The sequence below is a fragment of the Novosphingobium sp. genome (genome assembly GCF_965229225.1).
Lineage (GTDB): Bacteria > Pseudomonadota > Alphaproteobacteria > Sphingomonadales > Sphingomonadaceae > Novosphingobium.
The window spans coordinates 444,764-464,069 of sequence record NZ_OZ245867.1 but is presented as its reverse complement, the minus strand read 5'-3'; the positions used below and the strand labels follow the sequence as shown (position 1 = coordinate 464,069).

General features: G+C 65.2%; 14 protein-coding genes. 12 read left to right on the top strand and 2 right to left on the bottom strand.

Annotation, left to right across the window (positions count from 1 at the left end; genetic code table 11):
- Positions 1 to 209: 209 nt before the first annotated feature.
- The 12 genes from ACO06X_RS01845 (at position 210) to ACO06X_RS01790 (ending at position 17,498) form a co-directional block, all read left to right on the top strand.
- Entirely contained in the window at positions 210 to 3,017 is a 2,808-nt protein-coding gene (locus ACO06X_RS01845) for a TonB-dependent receptor (protein ID WP_421838317.1), read from the top strand.
- A 213-nt stretch (positions 3,018 to 3,230) separates the two neighbouring features.
- Complete coding sequence (locus ACO06X_RS01840) at positions 3,231 to 4,781, top strand: tryptophan halogenase family protein (protein WP_421838316.1); 1,551 nt, start codon at positions 3,231 to 3,233, stop codon at positions 4,779 to 4,781.
- A complete protein-coding gene (locus tag ACO06X_RS01835; RefSeq protein WP_421838315.1) occupies positions 4,778 to 6,625 on the top strand; it encodes an alpha-amylase family glycosyl hydrolase in 1,848 nt (615 codons plus the stop codon). The genes ACO06X_RS01840 and ACO06X_RS01835 overlap by 4 nt, the downstream gene beginning before the upstream one ends.
- Positions 6,622 to 8,250: an alpha-amylase family glycosyl hydrolase gene (locus ACO06X_RS01830; RefSeq protein WP_421838314.1), complete on the top strand. Its 1,629-nt coding sequence runs from the start codon at positions 6,622 to 6,624 to the stop codon at positions 8,248 to 8,250. Before ACO06X_RS01835 ends, ACO06X_RS01830 begins: the two co-directional genes overlap by 4 nt.
- Complete coding sequence (locus tag ACO06X_RS01825; RefSeq protein WP_421838313.1) at positions 8,247 to 10,325, top strand: glycoside hydrolase family 97 protein; 2,079 nt, start codon at positions 8,247 to 8,249, stop codon at positions 10,323 to 10,325. The genes ACO06X_RS01830 and ACO06X_RS01825 overlap by 4 nt, the downstream gene beginning before the upstream one ends.
- Positions 10,326 to 10,327: 2 nt before the next feature.
- A complete protein-coding gene (locus tag ACO06X_RS01820) occupies positions 10,328 to 11,230 on the top strand; it encodes an alpha/beta hydrolase (protein WP_421838312.1) in 903 nt (300 codons plus the stop codon).
- 112 nt (positions 11,231 to 11,342) lie between these two features.
- On the top strand, positions 11,343 to 12,791 hold the full coding sequence (gene zwf, locus ACO06X_RS01815) for a glucose-6-phosphate dehydrogenase (RefSeq protein ID WP_421838311.1): 1,449 nt from the start codon (positions 11,343 to 11,345) through the stop codon (positions 12,789 to 12,791).
- A complete protein-coding gene (locus tag ACO06X_RS01810; protein WP_421838310.1) occupies positions 12,784 to 13,395 on the top strand; it encodes a 6-phosphogluconolactonase in 612 nt (203 codons plus the stop codon). The genes zwf and ACO06X_RS01810 overlap by 8 nt, the downstream gene beginning before the upstream one ends.
- Positions 13,395 to 15,215, top strand: a complete 1,821-nt coding sequence (edd, locus tag ACO06X_RS01805; RefSeq protein ID WP_421838309.1) for a phosphogluconate dehydratase — start codon at positions 13,395 to 13,397, stop codon at positions 15,213 to 15,215. The genes ACO06X_RS01810 and edd overlap by 1 nt, the downstream gene beginning before the upstream one ends.
- 53 nt (positions 15,216 to 15,268) lie before the next feature.
- Positions 15,269 to 16,234, top strand: a complete 966-nt coding sequence (locus ACO06X_RS01800) for a glucokinase (protein ID WP_421838308.1) — start codon at positions 15,269 to 15,271, stop codon at positions 16,232 to 16,234.
- A 109-nt stretch (positions 16,235 to 16,343) separates the two neighbouring features.
- A complete protein-coding gene (locus ACO06X_RS01795; RefSeq protein ID WP_421838307.1) occupies positions 16,344 to 17,126 on the top strand; it encodes an enoyl-CoA hydratase-related protein in 783 nt (260 codons plus the stop codon).
- The gene (locus tag ACO06X_RS01790; protein WP_421838306.1) at positions 17,127 to 17,498 is read left to right on the top strand and encodes a tRNA-binding protein; all 372 of its coding nucleotides are present in this window, start codon (positions 17,127 to 17,129) and stop codon (positions 17,496 to 17,498) included.
- Between the two features lie 122 nt (positions 17,499 to 17,620).
- On the opposite strand, the gene aroB is transcribed toward ACO06X_RS01790, so the two are convergent.
- Both aroB and ACO06X_RS01780 read right to left on the bottom strand, forming a co-directional pair.
- A complete protein-coding gene (aroB, locus tag ACO06X_RS01785) occupies positions 17,621 to 18,730 on the bottom strand; it encodes a 3-dehydroquinate synthase (RefSeq protein WP_421838305.1) in 1,110 nt (369 codons plus the stop codon).
- Positions 18,721 to 19,302 carry a shikimate kinase gene (locus ACO06X_RS01780; RefSeq protein ID WP_421838304.1) on the bottom strand — a complete coding sequence of 194 codons (582 nt, stop codon included), beginning with the start codon at positions 19,300 to 19,302 and terminating at the stop codon, positions 18,721 to 18,723. Before ACO06X_RS01780 ends, aroB begins: the two co-directional genes overlap by 10 nt.
- Between the last annotated feature and the right edge of the window lie 4 nt (positions 19,303 to 19,306).

The following is a 19,306-nucleotide window of genomic DNA, read 5'->3' as shown; positions in this document are numbered from 1 at the left end:
CATGGCTTTCAGAGCGCTGTGCAGGCGCCGTGCGTGACAAATCGGCCTCACCACAGTGCGCTAAACTCCCGGAATTCCGATGGTATACGTATGCCATATTCGTTCCTTGTCGTGCCGGGCCTACCCAGCGCCTCGTACTGAACCCGGAAAAACCGCGTTCCGACAACGTCGAGGCCACGATCTGGCCGCATGGGGGAGATCTGATTTCCATGGCTAACCACACCCTTTTTGCTATCCGTCTGGGCAGTTCGGCAATTGCGCTGACCGCTGCCGCTCTTGCTGCACCTGCCTTCGCGCAGGATGCTGCGCCGCAGGCCGCTGCCGAAGCGCCCGCCGCCGATGATGGCGCGATTGTCGTCACCGGCTACCGCGCCTCGCTCAACGCCTCGGCCTCGATCAAGCGCGGCGCGCCGACCATCGTCGAAGCGCTCTCGGCCGAAGACATCGGCAAGCTGCCCGACGTGTCGATCGCGGATTCGCTCGCCCGTCTGCCCGGCGTCACCTCGCAGCGTCTCGAAGGCCGCGATCAGCGCCTATCGATCCGCGGCCTCGGCCCCGATTTCGGCACCACCCTGCTGAACGGCCGCGAGCAGGTCACTGTCGGTGATAACCGCGGCGTCGAGTACGACCAGTACCCGGCCGAATTCTTCAAGAACGTCGTCGTCTACAAGGCCCCAACCCCCTCGCTGGTCGCTGCTGGTATCGCCGGCACGGTCGACCTGCGCATGCTGCGCCCTCTTGCGCAGAAGGACCGCATCGTTTCGGTGCAGCTGCGCGGCCAGATGAACGGCCAGAAGAAGCTCAACCCCGATGGCAGCCGCTATGGCTACCGCGCTTCGGCCGCCTACGTCGACAAGTTCGCAAACGACACCTTCGGCATCGCCATCGGCGTCTCGGCCACCGACGCGCCCTCGCAGAACGAGCGCTACAACGCCTGGGGCTTCCCGAACGAAGGCGCAGCCGGCGGCAACCTGTTCCTCGGCGGCGCCAAGCCCTACGTCCAGTCAAACAAGCTGCAGCGCTACGGCGCCGTCGCCACGCTGGAATACCAACCGAGCGACAACTTCCACTCGACCCTCGACGTGCTCTATTCGCACTTCAAGGAAACCCAGATCCTGCGCGGCATCGAGTTCCCGATCGCGCCGGCATGGGGTTCGGGCGCCACGGTGCAGCCCGGCTACACGGTCGACAACGGCCTCGTCACGCAGGCCACCGTTTCCGGCGTTCACGCCGTGCAGCGCAACGACCGCAACAAGCGTGAGGCCGACAACTTCTCGATTGGCTGGAACAACGTCATCGGTCTCAGCGACACGATGCATCTGACCGTCGACGCGTCCTACAGCACCGCCAAGCGCACCGACGATCTGCTCGAGACCTACACCGGCACCGGCTACGGTGCGACCGGCGCTTCGGACACGCTCAAGATTTCGGCCAATCCCAACGGCACGTTCGATATCGTCCCGACGCTCAACTACGCCGACAAGTCGCTGTTCGGCCTGACCGACCCGCGCGGTTGGGGCTACAACGGCACCAAGGCCGTCGTGCAGGCGGGCTTCCTCAACCGTCCGAAGTTCAAGGACGATCTGCTTTCGCTGCGGGCTGACCTCGATGGTTCGCTCGAAGGCGCGGGCCCGCTCGCGGGTTGGCAGATCGGCGCGAACTTCAGCCGCCGCAAGAAGACCTCGGCGTTTACCTCGTTCTTCCTGTGCCCCAAGGGCGCCGGCAGCGACTGCTCGGTGGACAGCGGGACCCCGAAGTTTGCCGCCATTCCGGATCAGGCCGTCGTCGGCACCGTGCCGCTCGCCTACCTCGGCGTGCCGCAGATGCTCGCGCTCAATCCTGTCTACCTCCTCAACAACTCGCTGGCCTCGGTCTACGACAACCGCCCGGTTTCGCTGGTGCGCGACAACACCGTCACCGAGAAGGTGTGGACCGGTTACGCCATGGTGAAGCTTGACGGCGACGTCGGCGGCAAGAAGCTCACGGGCTCGATCGGCGTGCAGGCGGTCTACACCGATCAGAGCTCGACCGGTTCGATCTCGAACTTCGACTCGGCCACCGGAACCGTGCTCGTCGTGCCTGCCACGGGCGGCGGCAAGTTCTGGCGCGTCCTGCCGAGCGCGAACTTCTCGCTCGAAGTTGCCAATGCGACCTACGTCAAGCTGGCCGGTTCGCTCAGCATGGTTCGTCCGCGTCTCGATCAGGAGCGGGTCAACCAGGAGCTGAACTTCAACTTCCAGAACCTTGGCTCGAACGATCCTACCCGCCCATTCTTCCAGTCGACCGGTGGCAACGCACAGCTGCGTCCCTATCGTGCGGCTAACGTGGACGTCTCGGTCGAACACTACTTCCCGAAGGGCGGCTACGTGTCGCTGGCCGGCTACTACAAGAAGCTGACCGACTTCGTGAACCCGCAGCGCAACCTGCCGTTCGACTTCGCGACCGTCGCGGCCTCGCTGCCGGCAGCTATCCGCGATCAGCTCGCAACCACGGTCGGCGTTGTCTCGCAGCCGCTCAACGATGGCGGCGGCTCGCTCAAGGGCGCAGAACTGACGCTCTCGCTGCCGTTCTCGCTGGTTTCGCCCTCGCTTGACGGCTTCGGCTTCTATGGCAGCGGTTCGTACACTGACAGTACGATCCGCCTGAACAGCGATCCGACCAACCCGATTACCCTTCCGGGCCTGTCGGACTGGGTTGGCAACGCCTCGGTCTACTACGAAAAGCACGGCTTCCAGGTCCGCGCTTCGTATCGCTACCGCTCGAAGTTCCTCGCCGAAGTCGCGGGTCTGTCGGCCAACCCGACCTACCGCACGGCGAAGGCGGAAGGCATCCTCGACGCCCAGATCGGGTATGACTTCCAGCCCGGTACGGCGCTCGAAGGCCTCTCGATCCTGTTCCAGGCGCGCAACCTCACCGATCGTCCGTTCATCACTTACCAGAACAACGATCCGCGCCAGGTGATCGACTACCAGCGCTACGGCCGGGACTTCTACATCGGGCTCAGCTACAAGTTCTAATGCCTATGCGGGGTTCGGGCGGATGGCTTGCTGCAAGTCCATCCGCCCGGTACCTTCCGCCCATGCCTGAAACGATGAAAAGCTGTCTCCAGGCTGCCCGGTTACCGGGCAGCCGCGACAGAACCGCCGCGCCTGCCATGTGTGTCGATGGCCGCCCGGCGCCCGAATTCACCATCCGGACCGCCCCGTCAGTCGGGCTACAGGGAGCCTGCGATGCGCAGCACTGAGACCAGCGGCAGCGGAGGTAACACCGACCCCGTTCGTATCGTCGTGGCCGGCGGTGGCACTGCGGGCTGGATGACGGCTGCCGCCCTCGGCCATTTCCTTGATACCGGCTTCACCGTCACGCTTGTCGAATCCGAAGAGATCGGCACCGTCGGTGTGGGCGAGGCCACGATCCCCCAGATCCGCATGTTCAATCAGGCGCTCGGGATCGACGAGGACGCCTTCATCCGCGCCACGCAGGCCACTTTCAAGCTCGCGATCGAATTCGTGGGCTGGGGTGCGCCGGGCGAGCGCTACATGCATGCATTCGGCGATGTCGGCCGCGATGTCGGGCTCTGCGCCTTCCACCACTACTGGTCGCGGGGCCGTCGACTCGGCATTGCCGGGCCACATGGCGCTTATGCAATCAACGATCTTGCTGCACGCGCGGGCCGCATGCATCGCGGCGCACCGCTGACCAGCCGCAACATCCCCGAAATGCCGCACGCGTTCCACTTCGACGCGGGGCTCTATGCCGCGTTTCTGCGCCAGTTCGCGGAAAGCCGCGGCGTTACCCGGCGCGAAGGCCGGATTTCCGAGGTCCGGCAAGATCCGCTGAGCGGCGACATCACGGCGCTTGCCCTTGCCTCGGGCGAGGAGATTTCCGGCGACCTCTTCATTGATTGCACCGGTTTTCGCGGCCTCCTGATCGGTGGCACCATGGGCAGCGGTTATGTCGACTGGAGCCACTGGCTACCCTGCGACCGCGCGCTGGCCGTGCCGAGCGGCCGTGCCCCGGACTTCACCCCTTATACCCGCGCCACCGCGCATACAGCGGGGTGGCAATGGCGCATTCCGCTCCAGCACCGCACCGGCAATGGCCGCGTCTATTGCAGCGCTTTCACCTCGGATGAAGAGGAGGCGGACAGCCTGCTTGCCCACCTCGATGGCCCCGCGCTTGCGGATCCCAGGCCCATCCGCTTCACCACCGGGCGCCGCGCCGAGGCGTGGCGCGGCAATGTGATCGCGGTCGGGCTCTCCAGCGGCTTCCTTGAACCGCTGGAATCGACCAGCATCCACCTTATCCAGACCGCGATCTCGCGCATCCTCAAGTTCCTGCCCGGCAAGGACCAGACCCAGGCCGCGCGCAATGAATACAACCGCCAGTTTACCTTCGAGATGGAGCGCATCCGCGATTTCATCGTGCTGCACTACCACGTGAACCAGCGGCCCGAACCATTCTGGCAGGCGATGCGCGAGCTGGCGCTGCCTGATACGCTGAGCGACCGCATCGAGCTGTTTCGCGCCAACGGCCATATCTTCCGCCACGGGGACGAGCTGTTCGGCGAAGTGGGCTGGTTCCAGGTCATGGCGGGGCAGGGGATCGTTCCGCAGCGCAGCCACGCGCTGGCCGAGACAATCGACGAGGCCGATCTCAAGTCCTATCTCGAAACGCTGAACGGGCTCTACGTCCGCGAGGTGGAGCGCTATCCCGGCCATGCCGATTTCATCGCCCGCCATTGCGCCGCGCCGCCGCTCAATCTGGGCGCCGCCGCGTGAAGCGCTGGGTAGGCCTTGCCGCATTGGCCGTGCTCGCTGCAGCCAGCGCGCCTGCCCGCGCCGATGTACCGCTCGATGCTGTGCGCGTGCGCCCGGCGGCGGGCGAGGTGATCTACTTTCTTTTGCCCGACCGGTTCGAGAACGGCGATCCTGCCAACGATCGCGGCGGCCTCAAGGGCGACCGGCTCAAGACCGGCTTCGATCCTGCCTCGAAGAGCTTTTACCATGGTGGCGATCTCAAGGGCCTGATCCAGCGGCTTGACTACATAAGGGGCCTTGGCGCGACCGCAGTCTGGGTCGGTCCGGTGTTCAAGAACAAGCCGGTGCAGGGGGTGCCGGGGCTGGAGAGTGCCGGTTATCACGGCTACTGGATCACCGACTTTACCCGCGTCGATCCGCACTTCGGCACAAACGCCGATTTCAAGGCGCTGGTCGATGCCGCCCATGCGCGCGGGCTCAAGGTCTACATGGACATTATCGCCAACCATACGGCCGATGTGATCCAGTTCCGCGAGCCGAATGCCGCCGGCGGCTTCCCCTATCGGTCCCGCGCGGACTACCCCTATTCGCGCAAGGCCGGCGTAAACGGGCCGGCGATCAATGCAGGTTTCGCAGGGGATCAGGATTCCTCGCCCGCCAACTTTGCAAAGCTCATCGATCCCGCCTTCGCCTATACACCCTTCGTTCCTGCCGGTGAAGCGCACGTCAAAGTGCCTGAATGGCTCAACGATCCGGCGTTCTACCACAACCGCGGCGACACCACCTTCACCGGCGAGAGTGCCCGTTTCGGTGATTTCGTCGGTCTGGATGATCTGTTCACCGAACATCCCCGCGTTCGTGAGGGCATGATCGCTATCTACCGGCAATGGATCGAAGACTTCGGCATAGACGGCTACCGAATCGACACCGCGCGCCATGTCGACCCCGGCTTCTGGCAGGCGTTCATCCCGGCCATGCTTGAGACCGCCAAGGCCAGAGGCATTCCCAACTTCACGATCTTCGGCGAAGTCGCGCGGGAGGAGCCGAGCAACGGCTATATCGCGCAGTATACCCGGCGCGACGGCTATCCGGCTGTGCTCGATTTCGCCTTCGAAGGCTCGGTCCGCGCGGTGCTGGGGCAGGGCAAGGGCACCAGCGTGCTGGCCGAACTGTTCGACGGCGACGTGCTCTACGAAGGGGGCGAGCAAGCGGCGCTCGCCATGCCGACGTTCCTTGGCAATCACGACATGGGCCGCTTTGCCTCGCTCGTCCGCCATGACCGGCCCGGAATCGGCCTAGCCGAACTCGAGGCCCGCGTCCGCCTCGCCCATGTTATGCTGCTCACGCTGCGCGGTTCGCCGGTGATCTACTATGGCGACGAACAGGGCTTTATCGGTGATGGCAACGACACGGATTCGCGCGAGGACATGTTCCCGAGCAGAACGGCGAGCTACCTCGACAATCCCGTGCTTGACACAACCCGCCCAGCCAGCGCGGACCACTTCGATCCCGCGCACCCGTTCTACCGCCTGATCCGCGATCTCGCCGCCCTGCGCGCCGCGCACCCGGCGCTTGCGCGCGGGCGGCAGGTGGTGCGCGGTTATGAGGAGAAACCGGGCCTGTTCAGCGTCTCGCGCTTCGATCCCGAGAGCGGCGCCGAGTATCTCATCGCCTTCAACACCTCCGATGCCCCGATCCATGCCGCCAGTGTTGTCGGTACTTCGGCCGAAACGCTCGAAACGCTGTTCGGCGTCTGCCCGGCGCGCGTTGCTGCACCGGGCAGCGTCACGCTCGATCTTCCCGCGTTCGGCAGCGCGGTGTGCCGCCTTCTCCCTTCCTCCCCAGGGACACAGACTACCCGATGACTCAAGCAAAACGCCTTGCTCAGCCAAACCCCGCACCGGACGATCTGCCGTGGTGGCGGGGCGCTGCCATCTACCAGATCTATCCGCGCAGCTTCTGCGATGCGAACGGGGACGGGATCGGCGATCTGCCGGGGATCACCCAGCGGCTCGATCATGTCGCCGTGCTCGGGGTCGATGCGATCTGGGTCTCGCCCTTCTTCACCTCGCCGATGCGCGATTTCGGCTACGACGTCGCGGATTACTGCGACGTCGATCCGATCTTCGGCACGCTCGCCGATTTCGACAAGATGGTCGCGCGCGCGCACGAACTCGGCCTCAAGGTCACCATCGATCAGGTCTATGCCCATACCTCGGATCAGCATCCGTGGTTCGAGGAAAGCCGCCAGAGCAAGGACAACCCGCGTGCCGATTGGTACGTCTGGGCCGATCCGCAGGAAGACGGTTCGCCGCCGTCAAACTGGCAGTCGGTGTTCGGCGGCCCGGCATGGACGTGGGACGCGCGCCGCTGCCAGTATTACCTGCACAATTTCCTCAGCAGCCAGCCCCAGATCAACGCGCACAATCCGGCCGTGCAGGATGCGCTGCTCGGCGTGATGCAGTTCTGGCTTGATCGCGGCGTCGACGGCTTCCGCATCGATGCGCTCAATTTCCTGATGCACGACCCGGCGCTGCGCAACAATCCGCCCGCGCCCTACGACGGTCGCCGCCGCACCCGCCCGTTCGATTATCAGCTCAAGATCTACAACCAGTCGCACCCGGGCATTGTCGGCTTCATCGAACGGCTCAGGGGTCTGTGCAACCGGTATGGTGCGGTGTTTACGCTCGCGGAAGTCGGCGGCGATCTCGCCGAGACGGAAATGAAGGAGTTCACTGCCGGCGAGGAGCGTCTCAACAGCGCCTACGGCTTCGATTTCCTCTACGCCGACCGCCTGACACCGCAGCTTGTGGCCGATACGCAGGCCAAATGGCCCGATGCTCCGGGCACGGGCTGGCCGAGCTGGGCCTTCGAGAACCACGATGCGCCGCGTGCATTGTCGCGCTGGTGCGCACCGCAGGATGTGGAGGCCTTCGCGCGGATGAAGGCCATGCTGCTCGCTTCGCTGCGCGGTAACATCATCATTTATCAGGGCGAAGAGCTCGGCCTCACGCAAGTCGAGATACCCTTTGAGCAGGTGCAGGACCCGGAAGCGATCGCCAATTGGCCGCTGACGCTTTCGCGTGATGGCGCGCGCACTCCGCTGCCGTGGCAGGCGCAGGGCGAACAGGGGGGCTTTACCACAGGCACGCCGTGGCTGCCGCTGGGTGCAGAGAACCATGCGCGCGCGGTGGACCGGCAGGACGCAGATCCCGCTTCACTCCTCAACCTGACGCGCGCGCTGCTGGCGCTGCGCAAGGAAAACATGGCCATGCGCGCCGGTGATTTCACCGTGCTCCACGAAGGTGGCAATGTGCTCGCAATTCGCCGCAGCGCCGAAGGTTCGCGCGTTACGGGCGTGTTCAACATGGGGCATCTGGCGGCGCCCTGGCCCGCTGCAGCCTCTCCTGCTGGTCGCGTGCTGAGCGCCGTCAACGGTGCCGCACCCGGAACCCTGCCGCCCTTTGGCGCGCTTTTGATCGAGGAATGACCCAGACCATGCTCCGGTTTACCGTCAAGGCCACTCTTTCGGCGCTCGCCGCTGCTGCGCTGCTTCCTTCCGCCGCACTGGCGCAGGCCGCGCCGCCAAAGGCTCAGGTAACCGCCGCATCGCCCGATGGCACGCTCGTGCTCACCGTCACCACCGATGGCTCGGATCGCCCGGTCTACTCGCTCTCGCGCAAAGGCAAGCTTCTGATCGGCGCGTCTAAGCTTGGCTTCACGTTGACCGACGGGCTGAATCTGGTGCGCGGCTTCCGCATCACCGGTTCTGAAACCGCGAGCGCTGACAGCACATGGGAACAGCCGTGGGGTGAACGCCGCTTCGTGCGTGATCATCACAACGAAGTGCTCGTCCACCTCGAACAGAACGCGGACTACGCCGGCCGCAAGATGAACGTGCGCTTCCGGCTGTTCGATAACGGCTTCGGTTTCCGCTACGAACTGCCCGAGCAGCCCGGCCTCAAGACGATGAAGATCGGCGACGAGTGGACCGAGTTCGACGTCGCGCAGCCCGGCACTGCGTTCTGGGTCGCCGGCCTTGAGTGGAACCGCGAGGAACAGATCTATCAGCGCACGCCGATCGACGCTGTAGCAACTGCGCAGACGCCGATCACCATGCGCCTCGAGGACGGGACGCACCTCGCATTCCACGAAGCGGCGCTGGTCGATTACTCCGCGATGTATTTCAAGCGCGCCGAACGCCAGCTGTTCCGCACGACGCTTGCGCCATCCTCGCGCGGGGCGGCGGTTATCCGCGATCTGCCGTTCAACACCCCCTGGCGCACGATCCGCATCGCCGATAGCGCGGCCGGCCTTGTCGAGAACGATCTCGAGCTCAATCTCAATGAACCCAACAAGATCGGCGATGTCTCCTGGTTCAAGCCGATGAAGTACATCGGCATCTGGTGGGGCATGATCCGTGGTGATTGGACCTGGGCCGAAGGCCCGCGCCACGGCGCCACCACCGAGCGTGCCAAGCAGTATATCGATTTTGCCAGGAAGAACGGCTTCGGTGGCCTCCTCGTCGAAGGCTGGGACAAGGGCTGGAACGGTGACTGGTTCGGCCACGGGCAAGACTTCAGCTTCACCGAGGCTGTGCCCGATTTCGATCTGAAGGCGGTGGCGGCTTATGCAGCGAAGAACAAGGTCCAGCTGATCGGCCACAACGAGACCGGCGGCAACATCGCCAACTACGAAGCGCAGCTCGAACCGGCGATGAAGCTCTACCAGTCGCTCGGCATGCATTCGGTCAAGACCGGCTATGTTGCGGATGCGGGCGGTATCGTGGCCCCCGGCGATGCCCCGGGCGAGACGCGCATGGAGTGGCACGAAGGCCAGCGCAACGTTCAGCACCACATGAAGGTGGTCGAGACTGCGGCCAAGTACCAAGTGGCGATCGATGCGCATGAGCCGGTCAAGGACACCGGCCTTCGCCGCACCTGGCCTAACTGGATCGACCGTGAAGGCGCGCGGGGGATGGAGTACAACGCGTGGGGTCAGTTCGCCAACGGGCCGGACCATGAGCCGACGCTGGTCTATACCCGCATGCTCTCCGGGCCGATGGACTTCACGCCGGGGATGCTGAGCCTCGAAGGCGCGAACCACGTGCCGCTCGCCTCAACGCTCGCGAAGCAGCTCGGCCTCTATCTCGCGATCTATTCGCCGATCCAGATGGCCTCGGACTTCATCGAAAGCCTTGCGGCGCATCCCAAGGAACTGGAGTTCATCCGTCAGGTACCGGCCGATTGGTCGGAGAGCCACCTCATTGCGGGTGAAGTGGGCGATTACGCGATCTTCGCGCGCAAGGATCGCAACAGCGAGGACTGGTATGTCGGCGGGGTCAACGGCCACTCGGCACGCGATGTCACGCTCGCGATGGATTTCCTCGATCCGGGCAAGACCTATACTGCGACCATCTACAAGGACGGCGAGGGCGCGACATACGAGACCGACGCCCGGCACAAGATCGCCTATGCAACGCTGACGCTGAAGAAGGGCGACAAACTGCCGCTCTGGCTCGCACCCGGCGGCGGCGCGGCGATCCGGTTGCACTCGGGCAAGTGACCGTGCGGCGGCTTCTCCTGCTGCTCGCGGCGCTTCTCCTGCCGGGGCTGGCCGTAGCGCAGGAGGATACCGGGCGCCGCATCGAATATACCGAGGTACAGGCGGCAGGCCTGCCGCCCCAGCGCCTCACGATCTGGCTGCCGCCGGGCTATGACACGTCCGGGAAACGCTATCCCGTCCTCTACATGCACGACGGGCACAACCTGTTCGATCTGAAGAACTCCAACTTCAACAAGATCTGGGCGGCCGACAAGGCCATGCTCAAGGTCATGGGGCAGGGGATCGAACCACGCATCATCGTTGGCATCTGGGCGCCGGGTAAGGACCGCTTCCGCCAGTATTTGCCGCGCCCGGCCTATGATGCCGCGTCGCCGGGCTTGAAGGCGAAGATGGACGAAATTGCCGGCGGCCCGGTGATCTCGGATGCCTATCTGGCGTGGTTGGCGGGGCCGTTGAAAGGCTGGGTCGATGCGTCCTTCCGCACACGCCCAGGCCGCGAGGATACCGCCATCGCCGGCTCCAGCATGGGCGGCCTGATGAGCTGCTATGCCATCGCCGCGCGCCCTGATGTCTATGGGCAGGCCGCCTGCGTCAGTTCGCACTGGCCTGCCATCGGCCCCGATACGGTGAAGGGCTTCAATCCCGAAACGCTGGGCCTGTGGACCGGCTTTTTCGACCGTACACTGGGCGCGGCCGCTGGCCGGCGCATCTGGATGGACCACGGCACCGGCACGCTCGATGCCTTCTACGCGCCCTATCAGGAACCCATCGACGCCGAGTTCGTGAAGCTGGGCTGGAAGCGCGGCACCGATTTCGAGAGCCGCGTCTACCCGCTGGCCGAGCACGAGGAAAACGCCTGGGCGGCACGCCTGCCGGAGATCCTGGCTTGGCTCTTCCGGCGCTGAGGCTTGTCCATTCCAACTCGCATACTTATGCGTGCTGAAGCCCCGGGCATTCGGGTCTAGGGGAGCCTTGCGGGCCCCGCATCAAAAGGCCCGGATGAGGAGTTTGCCGCCCATGGCCGCCACCAGCTGTTCCGCCCTGCTCCTGTTCGGCGCAACCGGTGATCTTTCGCGGCGCATGCTGCTGCCCTCGCTCTATGCGTTGCACGAAGACGGCCTGATCGATCCCACCTTGCGCATCGTCGGCACCGCGCGCTCGGTCCACGACGACGGCGAATTTCGCGAAATGGCCCGCGCCGCGCTTGAGGAGTTCCTCCCCGCCGACCGCCGCGATGATTCCAAGTTGGCAAGCTTCCTTGAGCGGCTCGAATATCAGACGCTCGATGCCTCGAAGCCCGAAGGCTTCGCGGGGCTTGCCGAAAAGCTCGGTGACACTTCCTGCGGCCTCTCGATCTTCCTCTCCACCGCGCCCGCGCTTTTCGAGCCGACCATCGAAGGCCTGCGCCTTGCCGGGCTCGCCCACGAAGGGGTGCGCATCGGCCTTGAAAAGCCGCTCGGCAACGATCTGGCCTCCAGCCGCCGAATCAACGACGCGGTCGCGGCGGGTTTCTCGGAAAAGCAGATTTTCCGGATCGACCACTATCTCGGCAAGGAAACGGTCCAGAACCTCCTTGCGCTGCGCTTTGCCAACATGATGTTCGAGCCGCTGTGGAACAGCGCCGGGATCGACCATGTCCAGATCACGGTGAGCGAGACGGTCGGCCTTGAGGGCCGCAAGGGCTTCTACGACGATACCGGCGGCTTACGCGACATGGTGCAGAACCATATGCTCCAGCTCGTCGCGCTTACCGCGATGGAGCCGCCGGTCGAGTTCGATGCGACGTCGATCCGCGATGAGAAAGTCAAAGTCCTGCGCGCGCTGCGCCCGGTGAAGGCGGAGGAAATGGTGCGCGGCCAATATGGCGCGGGTGCGGTCGGCGGCAGTGCCGTCACGGGCTACCTCGAGGATCTCGGCAAGCCTTCCGACACCGAGACCTATGTCGCGATCAAGGCGCACGTCGATAACTGGCGCTGGCAGGGCGTGCCGTTCTATCTCCGCCATGGCAAGCGTCTGGCCGAGAGGCGCAGCGAGATCGTCGTCCAGTTCAAGGGCGTGCCGCACAACATCTTCTCGGGCCGCGGCGGCAAACTGGGCGCCAACCGCCTGGTCATCCGCCTGCAGCCGGAGGAATACGTGCGCCTTCAGGTCATGGCCAAGGAACCCGGGCTTGATCGCGGTGGGATCGTGCTGCGCGAAGTGAACCTCGACCTCTCGCTCACCACCGCCTTTGCCAAGGCCCGCCGCCGCATAGCCTACGAACGCCTGCTGCTCGATCTCATCGAAGGCGAGCAAACCCTGTTCGTGCGGCGTGACGAGGTCGAGGCGCAGTGGACCTGGGTCGATGCGATCCGCCGCGTCTGGGCGGAGACGGGCCTTGAAGTGCGGCCCTACGCCGCCGGCAGCTGGGGCCCCAACGCCGGCATCGCGCTGACCGAGCGCGACGGGCGCAGCTGGCATGACTGACGTCACCTGGGCCAAACCCGGCGATGCCGTCGCTGTCGCCGCGCATATCGCCCGCGTGCTGGCGCAGCCCGGCCCCAAGCGGCTTGCCTTCACCGGCGGTTCCACTCCGCTGAAGGTTTTCGCGCTGCTCGCAGAACAAGACCTCGACTGGACTGGTGCGACCATTGCGCTGACCGATGATCGGCGTGTGCCCGATGATCATCCGGCGAGCAATTTCGGCAAGCTCCATACAGCGCTCGCCGGAACCGGCGCGGTGTTCGAGCGTCTTGAAGAAGGTGTGCAGGTTCAGCCCTTCGATCTCGTCTGGCTCGGCATGGGCGAGGATGGCCATGTCGCCTCGCTCTTCCCGCACATGCATGCGCTCGTCCGCCCCGGCCCGACGGTGATCGCCACCACCCCGATCCCGCTGCCGCCGGAAGCCCCGTTCGACCGGCTCACGCTCAACAAGCGCGCATTGAAGGCCGCTCGCGAGATTATCCTCGTCGTTACCGGCGCGTCGAAGAAGGCGTTGATCGAGAAGGTTCTCGCCGGTTCCGACGCCTATCCCGTCTCAGACTTTCTGCGGGGCTATGGCCCGCCCATCACGATCTACTGGAGCGAATGATGCCCCTCAATCCTGTTGTCGCCAAGGTCACTGACCGGATCATCGCCCGCTCGGCGCAGAGCCGCAGCGCCTATCTCGATCTGATCGCCCGCGCCCGCGATGCCGGCGTCAATCGCGACGTGCTTTCCTGCGGCAATCTCGCGCATGGCTTTGCCGCTGCGGGTGACGACAAGATCGCGCTGCGCACTGGAAAAAGCGCTAACATCGGCGTGATAACTGCTTACAACGACATGCTTTCGGCGCACCAGCCCTATGGCCGCTATCCGGAGCAGATCAAGATCTTCGCCCGCGAAGTCGGAGCGACTGCGCAGGTTGCAGGCGGCGTCCCCGCGATGTGTGACGGCGTGACGCAAGGTCAGGCTTCGATGGAGCTTTCGCTGTTCAGCCGCGACAATATCGCGATGGGCACGGCAGTCGGCCTCAGCCACGGCATGTACGAGGCGGCGCTGCTGCTCGGCATCTGCGACAAGATCGTGCCGGGCCTCCTGATCGGTTCGCTGCGCTTCGGCCACCTGCCGACAATCCTCGTGCCCGCTGGCCAGATGCAGACGGGCCTTGCCAACAAGGAAAAGCAGCGCATCCGCCAACTCTATGCCGAAGGCAAGGCGACGCGCGACGAACTCCTCGAAAGTGAAAGCGCCAGCTACCATTCCGCCGGGACGTGCACCTTCTATGGCACCGCCAATTCCAACCAGATGATGATGGAAATGATGGGCCTCCACATGCCCGGTGCCAGTTTCGTCAATCCCGGCACCAAGCTCCGCCAGGAACTGACCCGCGCCGCTGTCCACCGCGTCAGCGAGATCACGTGGGATGGCGACGACTATCGCCCGCTGGGCCACTGCGTCGATGAAAAGGCCATCGTCAATGCCATCGTCGGCCTGCTTGCCACCGGCGGCTCGACGAACCACGTCATCCATCTCCCCGCCATCGCCCGCGCCGCCGGGGTGCAGATCGATTGGGACGACATGGACGAACTCTCCCGCGCTGTCCCGCTCGTCGCCAGCATCTATCCGAATGGTTCGGGCGACGTGAACGGTTTCGCCGAAGCAGGCGGCATGCCCTACGTGATCCGCGAGCTGGTCGAGGCCGGCCTAGCCCACGGCGATATCCGCACCGTTTATGGCGAATCGCTGCTCGAAGGTGCGCAGCAGCCGGTGCTCGATGGCGATACGCTGCGCTGGGATCCCGCGCCGCGCGAAAGCCTCAATCCCGCGATGCTGCGCCCGGTGGCCGAACCGTTCCAGCCCGAAGGCGGCCTGCGCCTCGTTCACGGCAATCTCGGCCGCGGCACGATCAAGGTCAGCGCGGTCGATCGCAGCCGCTGGACGATCGAGGCACCGTGCCGCGTGTTCTCCGATCAGAACGATGTGCTGAAGGCCTTCAAGGCAGGCGAGCTTGAGCGCGACGTGATCGTGGTCGTGCGCTTTCAGGGCCCGGCCGCAAACGGCATGCCCGAACTGCACAAGCTCACCCCCTCGCTCGGTGTGCTGCAGGACCGCGGTTTCCGCGTCGCGCTCGTTACCGATGGCCGCATGTCGGGCGCCTCGGGCAAGGTGCCGGCCGCCATCCACGTCTCGCCCGAAGCCAAGAAGGGCGGTGCGCTTGCCCTTCTCAAGGATGGCGACGTGGTACGCGTTTGCGCGGATTCCGGCGAACTTGTCGCGCTGGTGGACGAGGCCGAATGGGCCGCTCGCATACCCGCCGAAGCGCCGGACGAGGCCATCGGCGTCGGCCGCGAGCTTTTCGCCATGATGCGCCACTTCGCTGATCCCGCAGAACGCGGCGGTTCGGCAATGCTGGCGCTCGCGGGGCTTTGATGCATAGATAAGCGCCTGCCGCAGAGCAGCGCGCACACTAGGGGGAGTGGGACATGCAACTGGTCGCGGTCGATATCGGCGGAACGCACGCCCGCTTTGCGATGGCCGAAGTCGAGGCCGGGCGTGTTGCCTCGCTGGGTGAGGCGGTCACGCTCAAGACCGCCGATCATCCCAGTTTCCAGCTAGCCTGGGAAGAATTCGCGCGCCTCTCCGGCGGCACGCTGCCGCCCGCTGTGGCTATCGCGGTCGCGGGGCCGGTCGGGGGCGAGCTGATCCGCTTTACCAACAACCCCTGGATCATCCGTCCCGCGCTGATCCCCGAAAAGCTGGGCGCGCCGGATTATGTTGTCGTGAACGACTTCGCCGCCGTCGCTCATGCCGTGGCGCAGGCGGATGAAGCCCATTTCATTCATCTTTGCGGCCCCGATGTGCTGCTGCCCGAGGAAGGTACGATCAGCGTTGTCGGCCCCGGAACCGGGCTCGGCGTCGCGCAGCTTTGGCGCCAGCGCGGCTCCTACCATGTCCAGCCGACCGAGGGCGGCCACATCGACTATGCCCCGCTCGACAAGATCGAGGACGCTATCCTCGCCCGGCTGCGCGGCCGACACCGCCGCGTTTCGGCTGAGCGAGTGGTGGCCGGTCCCGGCATCGTCGATATCTATGAGACACTGGCCAGCATTGAGGGCAGGGCGATCACCTCGCTTACCGACAAGGAACTCTGGGCGCTCGGCACCAGCGGGGAAGACAGCCTTGCTGCTGCTGCGGTCGACCGGTTCTGCCTCTCGCTCGGCAGTGTTGCGGGCGATCTCGCGCTCGCGCACGGCGCCAGCGCGCTTGTCATGGCGGGCGGGCTTGGACTCAGGATCAAGGATACGCTCGTGCGTTCCGGTTTTGCCGAACGCTTCAGCGCCAAGGGCCGCTTCGAGGGCTTGATGGCGGCCATGCCGGTCAAGCTGATCACGCACCCGCAGCCGGGCCTGTTCGGGGCGGCAGCCGCCTTCGCGCAGGCGCATTCCTGAACCCTGGACCCTAACCTTGGCGCTTTTATGAGGACCAGCTGAACCTGCTTGCCAAGGTGGCAAGGCTGGCTTAGCCATTCTCTTAACCGAACGATTAAGGGAAAGAGCGATGTCCTACGAAACGATCCGCGTCGAAAATGTCGGCCTTGTCCGCCGCATCGTGCTCAACCGGCCCGAGCGGCTCAATGCCTGCCCGCCCAACATGGCCGTCGAAATCGGCGACGCGCTCTATGATCTCGAAGGCGCGCGTGCGGTGGTGATCACGGGCGAAGGGCGCGCGTTTTGCTCCGGTGCCGATCTTGCCGCCACCGGCAAGCGCAGCGTTGCGGGCGGCGCGGGCAGCTACAAGGCGCTGACCGAGCATTACAACCCGATGATCGCCAAGCTCTCGCGCCTCGGCGTTCCGCTGGTCACCGCGGTCAACGGCCCCGCCGCCGGCGTCGGCTGCTCGATCGCACTGATGGGTGATTTCGTGCTCGCGGCGAAGAGCGCCTATTTCCTCCAGGCGTTCGTCAACATCGGCCTCGTGCCCGATGGCGGTGCCAGCTGGGTCCTGCCGCGCCTGATCGGCAAGTCGCGCGCGCTACAGATGATGATGTTGGGCGAACGCGTCGGCGCGGAAAAGGCCGAGGAATGGGGCATGATCTACAAGGCGGTCGACGATGCCACGCTGGCCGACGAAGCCATGGCGCTGGCCGACCGGCTCGCCAACGGGCCGACAGTGGCCCTCGGCGTGATGCGCCAGAATGTGGCGCGCGCGCTTGAAACCGATCTCCCCGCCGCACTGCTGATCGAGGCGGAAGGCCAGTGGAAGGCGGGTGACAGCGAAGATTCCACGGAAGGCATCCGCGCTTTCCTCGAAAAGCGCAAAGCAGAATTCAAGGGTAAGTAAGTGCATCTCGAACACGATCCATCAGCCCCTGCGGCAGACCTCATCGGCTTTGACGATTTCCTCAAGGTCGATATCCGCGTGGGCACGATCGTGAGTGCCGAGCCTTACCCCGAAGCGCGCAAGCCCAGCCTCAAGCTGGCGATCGACTTCGGAGAGGGCATCGGCGTGAGGCGTTCGAGCGCGCAGATCGCCGCGCTCTATTCGCCCGAGGAGCTTGTCGGCCGGCAGGTCGCTGCGGTGGTGAACTTCCCCCCGCGCCAGATCGGCAAGATGATGTCCGAAGTGCTGACAGTCGGTTTTCCGGACGAAGAGGGCCGCGTTGTGCTCTTCGCACCGGACGGCAAAGTGCCCAACGGCGCGCGGCTTTTCTAGGACTTCAGCCCCTTGTTCCCGTTCGTGTCGAGCGAAGCCGAGTCACTTGGCGCAGCGTCTGGTGTCTCGGCTTCGCTCGACACGAATGGTTGCTTGATTGGCGATTTTGAGGAGCCCGAGACTTACCCTCGCGCGAGCTCCGCGTCGAGAAACGCGGCGACGTCCACCAGATCGACGTCGTTGGCCAGGAACGTCTCGCCGATCCCGCGCATCAGCAGGAAGGGCAGGGTGCCCGCGTCCATCTTCTTGTCGTGCAGCATATGCGACTTGAGCCGCGCGCCGTCACAGCTGAGGCCCAGCGTCCCAAGCGAAGCTGGCAGCCCCGCCGCGCCGATATGGGCCGCGACGCGCTCGGCATCCTGCCCGGCCATCAGCCCGATCCGCGCCGAGTAGCGCGCCGCCAGCACCAAACCGAGCGCAACGCCCTCGCCGTGGAGCAGCCGGTCCGAAAAGCCCGTCTCGGCCTCCAGCGCGTGCCCGAAGGTATGCCCCAGATTGAGCAGCGCCCGCACGCCCAGCGTTTCCTTCTCGTCCGCCGCCACAATCCGCGCCTTGGCAGCGACGCTCGTGGCAATCGCATGTTCGCGTGCCTTGGCATCACCCGCCAGCAGCGCAGGACCGTGGGCCTCGCACCAATGGAAGAACGCGGCGTCATCGATCAGGCCGTACTTCACCACCTCGGCATAGCCCGCCCGCGTCTCGCGCGGCGGCAGTGTATCGAGCGCCAGCGGATCGGCCAGCACCAGCACCGGTTGATGGAACGCGCCGACAAGGTTCTTGCCCGCCGCGGTGTTGATCGCGGTCTTGCCGCCCACGCTCGAATCGACTTGCGCCAGCAGAGTCGTCGGCATCTGGATGAACCCGCAGCCTCGCTTCACCATCGAAGCGGCAAAGCCCGTCAGATCGCCGATCACTCCGCCGCCTAGCGCAATCACGCTGTCCTTGCGCTCCACACCCTGCTCGAGCAGCCAGTCGGCCGTGCGGGCAAGGTGTTCCCAGCTCTTCGTCGTCTCGCCAGCGGGGAGCACGAGCCATGCGCTGGCGATGCCTGCGGCCAGGAGCGAACCCGCAACCGTTTCGCGCCAGGCGGCCGCCACGCGCTCGTCGGTCACAACCGCCACCTTGCCGCCGCGAATGAACGGGCGGCAGTGTTGGCCGGCTGCCGCCAGAAGCCCGGTCTCGATCCGCACTTCATAAGGCGCGCCTGCGATATTGACGGGGATTACAGCCATGCATCGATTGCCTTCAGGATGGTGAGCGCGGTCGCCTGATGGGGCTGGTTGCCGCTCTTCACATGGATCGGCGCTTCGGCATAGGAGGGGCCGCGCTCAGCCTTGAGCTTCGCCAGGATCTCGCGCGGATTGCCGGTCTTCAGCAGCGGGCGGTTGCCCTTGCGCCCCACCCGCATGACAAGCGTATCGAGATCGCTGTCGAGCCACACTGCGATCGCGCGCCGCAGGATCAGCGCGCGCGTTTCGGGATCGACAAAGGCGCCGCCGCCGGTCGCCAGCACGCGGCGCACCGGCGCGCCGTCCTCGCCCACCAGCCTTGCGATCACCCGGCGCTCACCGCTGCGGAAATAGGGTTCGCCGAATTGCGCGAAGATCTCCGGGATCGACATCTGCGCCGCCTTCTCGATCTCCTCGTCGGCATCGCAGAAGGGCACGCCCAGCATCGCGGCGAGCCTGCGCCCCACGGTTGTCTTGCCCACGCCCATCATGCCGACCAGCACGATCGGCCGATCGATGCGGGCCGCCAGCCGCTGGACCGCGGCGGCTGAGAAGGAGGGGTCTTCGTGCTCCATTGCC

Excerpts from the sequence above, each read along its gene's own strand:
- ACO06X_RS01780 (WP_421838304.1), bottom strand. The coding sequence starts at position 19,302 with ATGGAGCACGAAGACCCCTCCTTCTCAGCCGCCGCGGTCCAGCGGCTG.
- zwf (WP_421838311.1), top strand. The coding sequence starts at position 11,343 with ATGGCCGCCACCAGCTGTTCCGCCCTGCTCCTGTTCGGCGCAACCGGT.
- ACO06X_RS01830 (WP_421838314.1), top strand. The coding sequence starts at position 6,622 with ATGACTCAAGCAAAACGCCTTGCTCAGCCAAACCCCGCACCGGACGAT.
- edd (WP_421838309.1), top strand. The coding sequence starts at position 13,395 with ATGCCCCTCAATCCTGTTGTCGCCAAGGTCACTGACCGGATCATCGCC.
- ACO06X_RS01810 (WP_421838310.1), top strand. The coding sequence starts at position 12,784 with ATGACTGACGTCACCTGGGCCAAACCCGGCGATGCCGTCGCTGTCGCC.
- ACO06X_RS01795 (WP_421838307.1), top strand. The coding sequence starts at position 16,344 with ATGTCCTACGAAACGATCCGCGTCGAAAATGTCGGCCTTGTCCGCCGC.
- ACO06X_RS01825 (WP_421838313.1), top strand. The coding sequence starts at position 8,247 with ATGACCCAGACCATGCTCCGGTTTACCGTCAAGGCCACTCTTTCGGCG.
- aroB (WP_421838305.1), bottom strand. The coding sequence starts at position 18,730 with ATGGCTGTAATCCCCGTCAATATCGCAGGCGCGCCTTATGAAGTGCGG.
- ACO06X_RS01840 (WP_421838316.1), top strand. The coding sequence starts at position 3,231 with ATGCGCAGCACTGAGACCAGCGGCAGCGGAGGTAACACCGACCCCGTT.
- ACO06X_RS01800 (WP_421838308.1), top strand. The coding sequence starts at position 15,269 with ATGCAACTGGTCGCGGTCGATATCGGCGGAACGCACGCCCGCTTTGCG.
- ACO06X_RS01845 (WP_421838317.1), top strand. The coding sequence starts at position 210 with ATGGCTAACCACACCCTTTTTGCTATCCGTCTGGGCAGTTCGGCAATT.